General features: G+C 70.5%; 13 protein-coding genes. 9 read left to right on the forward strand and 4 right to left on the reverse strand.

The window, feature by feature from the left end; all coding sequences use genetic code 11:
- Positions 1–186: DUF2795 domain-containing protein (locus ABZ749_RS18140; RefSeq protein ID WP_357229126.1), on the reverse strand; the 186-nt coding region annotated here is incomplete at its 3' end.
- 155 nt (positions 187–341) lie between these two features.
- Between ABZ749_RS18140 and ABZ749_RS18145 the strand changes: the two genes are divergently transcribed.
- From ABZ749_RS18145 to ABZ749_RS18165, 5 genes are all read left to right on the forward strand, one after another.
- Complete coding sequence (locus ABZ749_RS18145; RefSeq protein ID WP_179778796.1) at positions 342–752, forward strand: DUF2267 domain-containing protein; 411 nt, start codon at positions 342–344, stop codon at positions 750–752.
- Positions 753–969: 217 nt separating this feature from the next.
- Complete coding sequence (locus ABZ749_RS18150) at positions 970–1,995, forward strand: TerC/Alx family metal homeostasis membrane protein (RefSeq protein ID WP_357229129.1); 1,026 nt, start codon at positions 970–972, stop codon at positions 1,993–1,995.
- A 75-nt stretch (positions 1,996–2,070) separates the two neighbouring features.
- Positions 2,071–2,670 (forward strand): sulfite oxidase-like oxidoreductase, encoded by a 600-nt coding sequence (locus tag ABZ749_RS18155; RefSeq protein ID WP_203124856.1) that lies wholly within the window; start codon positions 2,071–2,073, stop codon positions 2,668–2,670.
- Positions 2,671–2,677: 7 nt separating this feature from the next.
- Positions 2,678–3,442: a ferredoxin reductase gene (locus ABZ749_RS18160; protein WP_357229153.1), complete on the forward strand. Its 765-nt coding sequence runs from the start codon at positions 2,678–2,680 to the stop codon at positions 3,440–3,442.
- 34 nt (positions 3,443–3,476) lie between these two features.
- Positions 3,477–3,770 carry a DUF6510 family protein gene (locus ABZ749_RS18165; protein WP_355009041.1) on the forward strand — a complete coding sequence of 98 codons (294 nt, stop codon included), beginning with the start codon at positions 3,477–3,479 and terminating at the stop codon, positions 3,768–3,770.
- A gap of 372 nt (positions 3,771–4,142) precedes the next feature.
- Here the strand turns inward: ABZ749_RS18165 and ABZ749_RS18170 are convergent, their stop codons facing one another.
- Positions 4,143–4,550 carry a pyridoxamine 5'-phosphate oxidase family protein gene (locus ABZ749_RS18170; RefSeq protein ID WP_357229132.1) on the reverse strand — a complete coding sequence of 136 codons (408 nt, stop codon included), beginning with the start codon at positions 4,548–4,550 and terminating at the stop codon, positions 4,143–4,145.
- 135 nt (positions 4,551–4,685) lie between these two features.
- Between ABZ749_RS18170 and ABZ749_RS18175 the strand changes: the two genes are divergently transcribed.
- The 4 genes from ABZ749_RS18175 to ABZ749_RS18190 all read left to right on the forward strand — a co-directional run bounded on the left by ABZ749_RS18175 (position 4,686) and on the right by ABZ749_RS18190 (position 9,638).
- Complete coding sequence (locus ABZ749_RS18175; protein ID WP_357229135.1) at positions 4,686–5,408, forward strand: VOC family protein; 723 nt, start codon at positions 4,686–4,688, stop codon at positions 5,406–5,408.
- A gap of 60 nt (positions 5,409–5,468) precedes the next feature.
- Entirely contained in the window at positions 5,469–5,996 is a 528-nt protein-coding gene (locus tag ABZ749_RS18180) for a GNAT family protein (protein WP_357229138.1), read from the forward strand.
- A 106-nt stretch (positions 5,997–6,102) separates the two neighbouring features.
- On the forward strand, positions 6,103–8,256 hold the full coding sequence (locus tag ABZ749_RS18185) for a glycogen debranching N-terminal domain-containing protein (protein ID WP_357229141.1): 2,154 nt from the start codon (positions 6,103–6,105) through the stop codon (positions 8,254–8,256).
- A gap of 80 nt (positions 8,257–8,336) precedes the next feature.
- A complete protein-coding gene (locus ABZ749_RS18190) occupies positions 8,337–9,638 on the forward strand; it encodes an NAD(P)/FAD-dependent oxidoreductase (RefSeq protein ID WP_357229144.1) in 1,302 nt (433 codons plus the stop codon).
- Between the two features lie 36 nt (positions 9,639–9,674).
- Here the strand turns inward: ABZ749_RS18190 and ABZ749_RS18195 are convergent, their stop codons facing one another.
- Together ABZ749_RS18195 and ABZ749_RS18200 are read right to left on the reverse strand one after the other, a co-directional pair.
- Positions 9,675–10,769 (reverse strand): AI-2E family transporter, encoded by a 1,095-nt coding sequence (locus tag ABZ749_RS18195; RefSeq protein ID WP_357229147.1) that lies wholly within the window; start codon positions 10,767–10,769, stop codon positions 9,675–9,677.
- Positions 10,770–10,828: 59 nt separating this feature from the next.
- The gene (locus tag ABZ749_RS18200) at positions 10,829–10,993 is read right to left on the reverse strand and encodes a hypothetical protein (RefSeq protein WP_357229150.1); all 165 of its coding nucleotides are present in this window, start codon (positions 10,991–10,993) and stop codon (positions 10,829–10,831) included.
- Positions 10,994–11,150: the final 157 nt, after the last annotated feature.

The following is an 11,150-nucleotide window of genomic DNA, read 5'->3' on the forward strand; positions in this document are numbered from 1 at the left end:
TTGATGGCGCTGGCCTTGCTCAGGTCGGCCCGGTCCTTGAACCGGATCCAGAAGCGGCAGGGCGCGCAGCGCCTTCAGCACGTCCGGCGGGGCACCCTCCCGTTCGGCCTCGCGGACCACGTCGTTCTTCTCGGCCGGGTAGTCCAGGCTCGACAGGTACTGCAGGACGTCGGCGTAGCTCGCCATGGCGTGGGCTCCCTCGGGCATCGATGTGGTGACGACCGGCGGCGGTTACCCGCCCGCCGGCCGGTCACGCCCGCCCGGGGCAGGAAACCCGGTGCCGTTTCTCCTCGGCCGCCGCGGGTACCCGCAGGCGCCGACGCGAGCCAAGGGAGTACGCGATGAACTACGACACCTTCATCGACCAGGTTTCCCAGCGCACCGCGACGTCGTCCGAGCGGGCGGTCGAGCTGACCCGGGCCGTGTTGGAGACGTTCGCCGAGCGGTTGACCGGCGGTGAGAATCTGGACCTTGCCGCTCAGCTGCCGCAGCCGTTGCAACTGGTGCTCAAGCCGAGCCCGAGCACCGAGCAGGCGGACCGGTTCGGTGCGGCCGAGTTCGTCGCCCGGGTCGCTCTGCGCGCCGGGGTGGACGAGCCGGCCGCCCGGGACGCCAGTCGGGCGGTCTTCACCACACTGCGGGAGGCAATCACCGGCGGTGAGTTCGACGACGTGGCGACGCAACTCCCGCGTGACTATCGGGGCCTGGTCGAGCAGGCGATGGCCCCGGGTGCGACGTTGCGCCGGGGCTGACAGCGCTCGTACCGGGCACACACAGCGGTTTACCAGGGCAACCATCGATGTCCCGCTTGGCGTGGCGATTCCGCCTGGCCTAACCTTGTCGTGCGAGGGGAGTACTTCCCACGAACCATTCCGGTCAGTACGGCGCGCCCGGCGTGCCTCGGGTGGTTGCCCACCAGGTGGTGGGTGAAGGAGACCTCGAACATGACGGTGTTCGAGGAGACCCAACATGAGTCAAGTGTCGTATCTGTCCGCCGCCAGCGACCTGTCGTCGGTGGGCACGCCCACGCTGTGGGCGGTCACCATCATCGGGGTCCTCCTGCTGTTGGTGCTGGACTTCCTGGTCACCCGCCGCCCGCACGAGGTGTCCATGCGGGAGGCCATCGGCTGGTCGGCCTTCTACATAGCGCTGCCGCTGGCGTTCGGCGGCTGGCTCTGGTGGCGATTCGGCTCCCAGCAGGGCGTTGAATACCTGACCGGCTACCTGGTGGAAAAGTCGCTCTCGGTCGACAACCTCTTCGTCTTCATGTTGCTGTTGGCGGCGTTCGCGGTGCCGGCGGTGCTCGCCCAGCGGGTGCTGCTCTACGGCATCGCCGGTGCGCTGGTGCTGCGGGCCGTCTTCATCGCCCTCGGGGCGGCGGCGTTGCAGACCCTCGACTTCGCCTTCCTGCTCTTCGCGATCATCCTCATCGCCACCGCGGTGAAGCTGCTGCGTGACGCCATGTCCGGGCATCAGCAGGAAGTCGACATCAACAAGATGCGGTCGGTGAAGCTGCTGCGCAAGGTCATGCCGGTGGTCGACGACTACCACGGCACCAGGATGACCGTCCGGCAGGGCGCGAAGCGGGCACTCACGCCGTTCGCCCTGGTGGTGGTCGCGGTGCTGGCCACCGACATCGTCTTCGCTGTCGACTCGGTGCCGGCGGTCTACGGCATCACCGAGGACCCGTACCTGGTGTTCGCCACCAACGCGTTCGCCCTGCTCGGCCTGCGGGCGCTCTACTTCGTCCTGCACGCGGCGCTGAGCCGGCTGGTGCACCTCAGCTACGGTCTGGCCATCATCCTGGCGTTCATCGGCCTCAAGCTGGGTCTGCACTGGGCGCACGGCATCTGGGACAGCGTGCCGCAGATCCCCACCCTGGCCTCGCTCGGCGTGATCATCGGTGTGCTGGTGGTGGTCACGGTGACCAGCCTGCGCGCCACCCGCGGTGGCGACCTGCCCGAGGACCGCACTGTCGTCGCGGAGCGGCACTGACCGCGCCGCGCCGGCTGACGACGGGGTACGCGGGAAAGCTCCCGCCCCCACCGGCGCGGGTGGTACGACTGTGCAATGGGAATCGTGTCACCGGGCTTTCAGGGTCGGCCCCGAACGCAGGAGCCGGCCCTGCCACCCGGTCAGTATCTGACCGAGGACTTTCCGGTGCTCTCGGCCGGCCCGACGCCCCGGGTGTCACTGGACACCTGGGAGTTCGTCATCTCCGCCGAGAACGGCAGCGACCACCGGTGGTCGTGGCAGGAGCTGATGGCCCTGCCGCAGGAGACGCCGATGGTGGACATCCACTGCGTCACCCGCTGGTCCAAGCTCGGCACCAACTGGCAGGGCGTCTCACTGGACACCCTGCTCGCCGACGTCGACACGGGAGCGCACTTCGCGCTGGCGCACTCCTACGGCGGGTACACCACGAACCTGCCGCTCGATGACCTGCGGGGCGGCCAGGCCTGGGTGGTGCACACCTTCGACGGCGCTCCGCTGCCCGCTGAGCACGGCGGGCCGGCGCGACTGCTGGTGCCGCACCTGTACTTCTGGAAGTCCGCCAAGTGGGTGCGCGGCCTCCGACTCAAGACGATGGACGAGCCAGGGTTCTGGGAGACCGCCGGGTACCACGACTACGGCGACCCGTGGCGCGAACAGCGGTACCAGGGTGACTGAGCGCGCCGTGGCGACGAGCACCCAGCGCCGGACGCCCAACCGTTGGCAGGTCGGCCGGCTGGTGGAGCGCCGGGTGGAGACACCGACCGCGCAGACCCTGGTGCTGGAGGTGCCGGACTGGCCGGGGCACCTGGCCGGGCAGCACGTCGACCTGCGGCTCACCGCCCCGGACGGCTACCAGGCGGCACGGTCGTACTCGATCGCCGGCCCGGCCGTGGACGGGCCAGGAGGACCGCGCATCGAGGTGACAGTGCAGCGGGTGCACGACGGCGAGGTGTCGCCGTACCTCATCGATGTCTTTGGAAACGGCGACCCGATCGAGGTCCGCGGACCGCTCGGTGGCTGGTTCATCTGGCGGCCCGAGGAGACCGCGCCGGTGCAGCTCGTCGCCGGCGGCTCCGGCGTCGTGCCGCTGATGGCGATGATCCGGGCGCGGCGGGCGGTGGGCAGCAAGGCACCGTTCCGGCTGATCTACTCGGTGCGCACCCCCGGCGACGTGATCTACGCCGACGAGCTGCGCCGCCGGATCCGCGACGACTTCGGCCTCGACGTCGCGTACGTCTACACCCGGGAGGCGCCCGAGGGCTGGCGCGGCGAGCCGCACCGGATCGGGCTGGCCGACGTCAACACGCACGGGTGGCCACCGGACCTGGAACCACTCACCTACGTCTGCGGCCCGACCGCGTTCGTGGAGACCGTGGCCGACCTGCTGGTGGGGCTGGGTCACCCGTCGCGTCGGGTCAAGACCGAACGGTTCGGCCCCACCGGCTGACCATCGCTCACTCACGCAGTGCCGAGGAGATTCGATGACCGAGATGTCGTACCTGGACGGCAACATGCTCGACGGCCCGATGCGTGAGCTGTTCACCGTCGACCTGAGCAGCGCGATGGGCCGCTGTGAGAACTGCGGGACGACCGGTTCGATGGCCAGCCTGCACGTCTACTCGAACGCCCCGGGCCTCGTCGCCCGTTGCCCCTCCTGCGAGGAGGTGATGGTGCGCCTGGTGCGCGGGCCGGACCGGGCCTGGCTGGACATGCGCGGCACCACCTTCCTCCAGGTGCCGATGCCGATGGAGCAGACGTTCCCCGGCCCGCTCTGACGGAACGCTCGCCCGGCTGACGTTCTACTTCACGCTCCTGACGCTGTGGGATCCGTTGGCGGCACTGCTGTTGGCCGCTCGCCGGGTGCAGGGGCTCGTGCTGGGCTGCGCGGTGCTGGTGACGGACGCGGCCGCGAACGGGTACGCCAACTACGTGCTGGACCCGGCGTTCGGTGTCACCCCGGGCCGGATCGGGCAGGCCGTCATCACCGCCCTCGCCGTCGGTCTCGTCGCGCTCAGTCCCTGGCTGGCGCCGTGGTTCGCGCGACGAGGGCCCTTCAGTGACGGAGGAGGTCGTGGGCCCGGGCGAGGTCGTCGGCCCACGGCGAGTCGTCAGCTCGTTCTCCACCAGCTGATTCTCTCATCGACGACTCACTGGGCGGTGCCCGCGAGCAGCCACCGCCGGACGGGGATCTCCAGGAGCGCCCGCTCACCGTCCGGGCTGACCTGCCGGCCGACGTCCCAGCCGTCGTACTTGCGCGCGAACGCCTCGACGACCGTTCCCGGGAATCCACTCCGGTGCACGTGGACGGCGCCCTCCGCCACCACCGGAGCGTTGCCGCTCTCCAGAGCCAGGGACACCCGTGGGTCGGCCAGGACATTGCGGGCCTTGACGCTGCGGCTCTCGCAACCGACCCAGAACGTCGCGGAGAGGTAGACGAACCAGACCGGCGTGAGGTGCGGGGACCCGTCGCGTCGCACCGTGCACAGCCAGATGTTCAGCTCCCGTGACAGTCGCTCCTCGACGTCGGCCGAAGGGGGCGAGGGGCTTCGGTTCATCCGGCAAGTGGATCACAAGCCTGCCCGTGCCGGCGGTGGCCGTCGAATACTCGGGTGCGGCTGGCCCGGCTCGTCCCTAGGCTTTGCGCCCCAAGGACCGTATGGCATCCGGTCAGATCGGAGATGACCCGCGCGATGACGGCTCACCTGTTCGCGATCACCTGTGACGCGGCCCAGCCCGTACACCTCGGTCGGTTCTGGTCCGGGCTTCTTGGTCGGGACATGGTGGAGGATCCGCGCGACGGCGTCCTGGTCCTGCCGGGGGCCGACCCCGAGCTCCGGCTGCGCTTCGTGCCGTCTGACCAGCCGAAGGTCGTCCAGAACCGGATGCACTTCGATCTGACCAGCAGTTCGCTGGAGGACCAGCGGCAGACGGTGGCCCGTGCGTTGGAGTTGGGCGCGCGGCACGCCGACATCGGGCAGGGCCCGGAGATCGATCATGTGGTGCTCGCCGATCCCGAGGGCAACGAGTTCGACGTCATCGAGCCGGGCAACAACTTCCTCGACGGCTGCGGCTTCGTCGGTGCGCTGGCCTGCGACGGTTCGCAGAAGGTCGGCTACTTCTGGAGCGCGGCGCTGGGCTGGCCGCTGGTCTGGGACCAGGACGAGGAAACGGCGATCCAGTCGCCGCACGGTGGCACGAAAATTACGTGGGGTGGCCCGCCACCGATGCCGAACGGCGGTCGGGATCGGGTGCGTTTCGACCTCGCGCCGGGTGTTGGCGTCGACTGGCAGGTCGAAGTCGACCGTCTGCTCTCGCTCGGGGCGACCCGGGTCGACGCCGACCAGGATGGGACAGGCCGGCTGGTGCTGGCTGACCCCGATGGTCAGGAGTTCAGCCTGCGGACGTCCCGCTAGCCCCGGTAAGCGCCGCGATCATTGGACAACAGCGGCGCCGGTCGGTCAGAGTGGTCCGCCGTGAGATACCTGCGTACCGGTGGTCCCGCCGCGATCCGGCGACCCCGGCCCACCGACTCGGACGAGTTCGTCGCCGCCGCGCTGCGCAGTCGGGACCTGCACCATCCCTGGTTGGCCGCGCCGGCCAGCCCGGAGGAGTACGAGCTCTATCTGCGCCGGATCCGTCGCCGCGACAGCGCCGGATACCTGATCTGCGACCGGGCCAGCGGCGAGATCGCCGGCTACGTGAACATCAGCGGGATCGTGCTCGGCGCGCTGCGCGGTGGCTACCTGGGGTATGCGGCGTTCCTGCCGTACAGCGGGACCGGCCACGCCTCGGCGGGCGTCGCCCTGGTGATCGACCACGCGTTCACCTCGGCCGGGTTGCACCGGCTGGAGGCGAACATCCAACCGGGCAACGAGCCGTCGCGGCGGGTGGCCCGCAAGCTGGGTTTCCGGTTGGAGGGTTTCTCCCCGGACTACCTGTTCATCGACGGCGCCTGGCGCGACCACGAGCGCTGGGCGATCACCGCACCAACCCCCGCCTGACCGGTCGGCCCGGCGGCGCCGGACCGACGAGTCAGAGGGTCAGCATCGGGCCTTTCACCCGGACCGGGTGATGACGCTCCGTGCCCTGCTTCCTACGGTGGGTGTCATGGCTGCCGTTCGCGCGACCCCTGCCAACCCCATGCCCGGTCTGTCGATCGCCAATTCGGACAGTGGCGATCAGCGGGCGATCCCGCCGGAACTGGGACCCGACTCTCTCGCGGTGCTCAGCGGGCCTACCTTCCTGTACTCCAACGCCCAGGGGGACGTGCCGCCGGGCAGCATCGGTGGGCTCGTGCACCTGGACACCCGGCTGCTCAGCGGTTGGACATTGACCATCGACGGCAGTGAGTTGCTGGTGTTGCGCTCCGAGACCATCGAGCACTACTCCGCGCAGTACACGCTCACCAACCCCGACCTGCCGGGGCTGCCGCCGAACAGCCTGGCCGTCCGGCGGCTGCGCTACGTCGGCGACGGCCTGCACGAGCGCCTGGAACTGGTCTCGTTCCGGTTGGAGCCGGTCCGGTTTGAGCTGCGGCTGGCCGTCGACGCCGACTTCGCCGACCTGTTCGAGGTCAAGTCCAGGGTCCGGGACCGCTTCGCGGAGATTAGCCGGGACCATGCCGCCGACGGTTCCGAACTGTGCTTCTCCTACCAGAGCGGTGACTTCTGCGCCCAGACCCGGGTGTGCTGCGCGACGCCAGCCGACCGCGTCGAGGGCGACGACCTGGTCTGGGAGCTTGACCTGGGCCCCCGCGAGACCTGGAAGGTGGACCTGCACGTGCCGCTGCCGGACGGCATGGGGGTGGTCGAGCCGGTCCGGGGTGACATCGCCGACGTCTTCCACGGTCGCGCCGACGATCCGCTGCGCCGGTGGACCGAGAACCGCGCGGTGTTGCGCAGCGACAGCACGTCGCTGGAGCGCACCGTACGCCAGTCCCGTGACGACCTGTCGGCGCTGCGGCTCGACCTGGAGGTCAAGGGCCAGCGCATCATGTTGCCCGGTGCCGGACTGCCCTGGTTCCTCACCGTCTTCGGACGGGACACCTTGATCAGCGCCTACCAGACGTTGGTCGCCGGGCCCACCCTGGCGAAGGGCGCGCTGCTCGCGCTGGCCCGGCTTCAGGGCGAAGCCTGCGACGACTTCACCGACGAGGAGCCCGGCAAGATCCTGCACGAGGTACGCAGCGGCGAGCTGACCCGCTCCGGCGAGAAGCCGTACGGGCCCTACTACGGCACCGCCGACGCCACCCAGCTCTGGCTGATCCTGCTCTCCGAGTACTGGCGGTGGACCGGCGACGACTTGACCGTCCAGCAACTGCGCGACAACGCGCTGGCCGCGTGGCGCTGGATCGACGAGTACGGCGACCGGGACGGCGACGGCTACGTCGAGTACGCCACCCGCTCGTACGAGGGGCTGGGCAACCAGTGCTGGCGGGACTCCCCGGACGGGGTGTGCTTCGCCGACGGCCGAATCCCCGTGCTCCCGCTGGCCACCAGCGATCTCCAGGGCTACACCTACGACGCCAAGCTGCGGCTGGCTGAGTTGTTCGACGGGCCGTTGGACGACCCCGCGTCGGCGCACCGGCTGCGCGAGCAGGCCAAAGCCCTGTACGAGAGGTTCAACAAGGACTTCTGGATCGAGGAACGGGGCGGCTACTACGCGGTCGCCCTGGACGGCGACAAGAACCGCGTCGACTCCAAGACCTCGAACATGGGTCACCTGCTGTGGAGCGGCATCGTGCCACCGGAGCGGGCCGACGCGGTGGTGCGACAACTCATGTCACCGGACATGTTCTCCGGTTGGGGCATTCGCACCCTGTCCCGGGAGGAACGGCCCTACAACGCCCTCGGCTACCACCTCGGCACGGTCTGGCCGCACGACAACTCGATTGCCGCGCTCGGCCTGGCCCGGTACGGCTACCGGGCCGAGTCGAACCGGATCAGCCTGGCGATGATCGAGGCCGCCGAGCAGTTCGGTTACCGGTTGCCGGAGGCGCTCAGCGGTTTCGACCGGGAGCGGCTGCTGTTCGCCGTCCCGTACCCGACCGCGTGCAGCCCGCAGGCGTGGGCGGCCGGCACGCCGCTGGCCCTGATCCGCGCCATGCTCGGCATCAATCCGGTCGAGGGCCGGCTGGTCCTCGATCCGGACATCCCGGAGGAACTGGGCCGGATCGCCGCCGAGCGGGTCCGGGCGTTCGGCCAACAGTGGGAGGTCGAGGCGATCGGTCGCAGCGGCCACATCCGGCTCCAGCCGAGCTGAGCGCGGCTGGCGAGGAGGACGGCTGAACGCGGCTGGCAGGCCGGACGTTTGTCGCGGGCTTCGACGGGAAACGGCCCGCAATGACGAAACCTCGTGTGGTGATCGTGGGGGCCGGGTTCGCCGGTTACCACGCGGCGAAGACGTTGAGCCGGATCGCCCGGGACCGGGCCGAGATCGTGGTGCTGAACTCCACCGACTACTTCCTCTACCTGCCGCTGCTGCCCGAGGTGGCGGCCGGGGTGGTCGAACCCAGACGGATCGCCGTGCCGCTGACCGGGACGCTCAAGGGCGTACGGGTGGTGATCGGCGAGGCGGACCACGTGGACCTGCAGAACCGCTGGGTCGGCTTCACCCAGGCCGAGGGGGAGAAGAACCGGCTGGCGTACGACCGGCTGGTGCTCGCGGTGGGCAGCGTCAACAAGCTGCTGCCCATCCCCGGGGTGACCGAGTACGCGCACGGTTTCCGCGGCCTGCCCGAGGCCGTCTACCTGCATGATCACATCGTCCGGCAGGTCGAACTGGCCGAGCAGGCCGAGGACCCGGCCGAGCAGCAGGCCCGCTCCACGTTCGTGGTGGTAGGAGCGGGTTACACCGGCACCGAGGTCGCGGCGCACGGGCAGCTGTTCACCGACGCGTTGCACGCGCAACGGCCCCGGCTCACCGTCCGGCCCCGCTGGATGCTGCTCGACGTGGCGTCCCGGGTGCTGCCGGAGTTGGACAAGCGGATGTCGGACACCTCGCACAAGGTGCTCAACCGGCGTGGGGTGGACGTGCGGATGGGCACCTCGGTCGCCGAGGCGACCTGCGACGGGGTGAAGCTCACCGACGGTGAGTACGTGCCGACCTGCACCCTGGTGTGGTGTGTGGGGGTGCGCCCCGACCCGTTCGTCAACGAGCTGGGCCTGCGGACCGACCGGGGTCGGCTGGTCACCGACGAGTTCCTCAACGTCCCCGGCTATCCGGAGGTGTACGCCATCGGCGACGCCGCCGCGGTGCCCGACCTGGTCAACCCGGGCAAGGTCTGCGGGATGACCGCTCAGCACGCGCAGCGGCAGGGCAAGCGTGCGGCGCACAACATCGCCGCGTCGTACGGTTTCGGCCGCCGCAAGCCGTACAAGCACCACGACCTCGGCTGGGTCGTCGACCTGGGTGGCAAGGACGCGGCGGCGAACCCGTTGCAGGTCAACCTGGGCGGTCTGCCGGCCAAGGCGGTCACCCGGGCGTACCACCTGATGGCGATGCCGGGAAACCGCACGCGGGTCAGCGCGGACTGGGCGTTGGACGCCGCGTTGACCCGGTCCGCGGTCCAGTTGGGGCTGGTGCCGGCGAACGCGGTGCCATTGGAGAGCACGTCTCCGGAGGTGGCGTCCCGGTCCCGCTGAGCGGGCAGGTGGCGGCGCCGGCCGTACCCGGAATGGTCAGTCGGTAGAGCCGGCCGGTCGCGCGGACCGCGCGGCCGGACCGGCGGGCGGGGCGGGCCGCAGCCGGCGCGGGCCGTACTCGCGCAGCAGGGTCTGGACGATGCCGGCGGCGGGGATGGCCAGCAGCGCGCCGAGCAGACCGGCCAGCTCCGCCGCGAGCAGCAGACTGACGAGCACCGTCAACGGGTTGAGCCGGACCGCGCGGGACAGGATGAGTGGCTGGAGCAGGTGGTTCTCCAGCTGCTGGTAGACCACGAAGAAGACCAGCACCACCACCCCGGCGGTGGGGGAGTGCAGGAAACCGGCACCGGCCGCGATCACCGCGCCGAGGGTCGCCCCGACCAGCGGTATCAGGTCGGCCACCGCCACCAGGAGGGCGATCACGGCCGCGAAGGGCACCCCGGTGAGGGTCAGCACCGCATAGGTCAACGCCCCGCAGATCACGCTGATCAGCAGATTCCCGGTGAGGTAGCCGGTGACGGTGCGCGACACCTCCCGGCCCACCCGGCGCAGCCGCTCGCCCTGACCGTCCCCGGCCGCCGCGAGCAGGCCGCTGGTTATCCGCGGCGCCTCCAACACCATGAGGTACGCCAGCACGATGACCGTGACCAGCCCGGCGACCGACTCGACGACGCCGCGCAGCACACCGACAGCGGGTTGGCGCAGGCGGCCGCCGAGGTCGCGCAGCTGCCCCGAGTGCTCGCTGACGTAGCGCCGCGCCCCGGTGCGCTCCAGTAGCTGCCCCACCGGGCCCCGCCCGGCGCGGGCCTCCCGCAGCAGCTCGGGTGCCCGGTCGGCGAAGCGGCCCAACTCCCCGAACAGCGGCACCAGGATGAGCGCGGCCAGGATCGCCAGCAGGACGAACGCGGCGAGGAACACCAGCAGTGTGGCCAGCGCCCGACGCCGGACGAAACGGCGTTGCAGCCGGTCGACGAGGGGCTTGAGCGCGACGGCGAAGAACGCTGCGACCACCGCCCAGACCAGCACCCGCCGGGTCGCGTACACGAACCCCAGCGCGAGCGCGGTCGCCAGCACCAGACCGATCACGATCAGAGTTCGGCGGCCGGTCACCCGATCGTCGACGTTGCTCATCCGGCGGGCCTTCCCCGCCCAGGCCGTCGGAAACCCGGCAAGGCGGGGCACAACGGCGATCAGTGGTGCGAGTTGTCGTCCGCGTCGGTGACGGGGTGGGCGCCGGCGGCGAACGTGTCGAGCGCGCCGGCGTGCAGCAGCCCACCGGGCACCGGGTCGCGCAGGGCGGCCACCGCCAGCCGGGCCACCGGCAGCCCGCCGGGGCGGGAGGTCGCGGCCAGCACCAGGTTGCCGTACCTGCGGCCGCGTAACATCCGCCGGTCGCCGACCACGCACACGTCGGCGAAGACCGCCCGCAAGGTGGCCACCTGCACCCGGCTCAGTCACCAGATCGCGCGCCTGGAACGGGAACTGGGCGCGAAGCTCTTCGAGCGCACCAGC

It is taken from the genome of Micromonospora sp. NPDC047753, from assembly GCF_040642735.1.
Classification (GTDB): Bacteria; Actinomycetota; Actinomycetes; order Mycobacteriales; family Micromonosporaceae; genus Micromonospora.

Coding starts and splice junctions, on each gene's coding strand:
- ABZ749_RS18185 (WP_357229141.1), top strand. CDS start 6,103: ATGGCTGCCGTTCGCGCGACCCCTGCCAACCCCATGCCCGGTCTGTCG.
- ABZ749_RS18175 (WP_357229135.1), top strand. CDS start 4,686: ATGACGGCTCACCTGTTCGCGATCACCTGTGACGCGGCCCAGCCCGTA.
- ABZ749_RS18165 (WP_355009041.1), top strand. CDS start 3,477: ATGACCGAGATGTCGTACCTGGACGGCAACATGCTCGACGGCCCGATG.
- ABZ749_RS18155 (WP_203124856.1), top strand. CDS start 2,071: ATGGGAATCGTGTCACCGGGCTTTCAGGGTCGGCCCCGAACGCAGGAG.
- ABZ749_RS18190 (WP_357229144.1), top strand. CDS start 8,337: ATGACGAAACCTCGTGTGGTGATCGTGGGGGCCGGGTTCGCCGGTTAC.
- ABZ749_RS18145 (WP_179778796.1), top strand. CDS start 342: ATGAACTACGACACCTTCATCGACCAGGTTTCCCAGCGCACCGCGACG.
- ABZ749_RS18150 (WP_357229129.1), top strand. CDS start 970: ATGAGTCAAGTGTCGTATCTGTCCGCCGCCAGCGACCTGTCGTCGGTG.
- ABZ749_RS18170 (WP_357229132.1), bottom strand. CDS start 4,550: ATGAACCGAAGCCCCTCGCCCCCTTCGGCCGACGTCGAGGAGCGACTG.
- ABZ749_RS18195 (WP_357229147.1), bottom strand. CDS start 10,769: ATGAGCAACGTCGACGATCGGGTGACCGGCCGCCGAACTCTGATCGTG.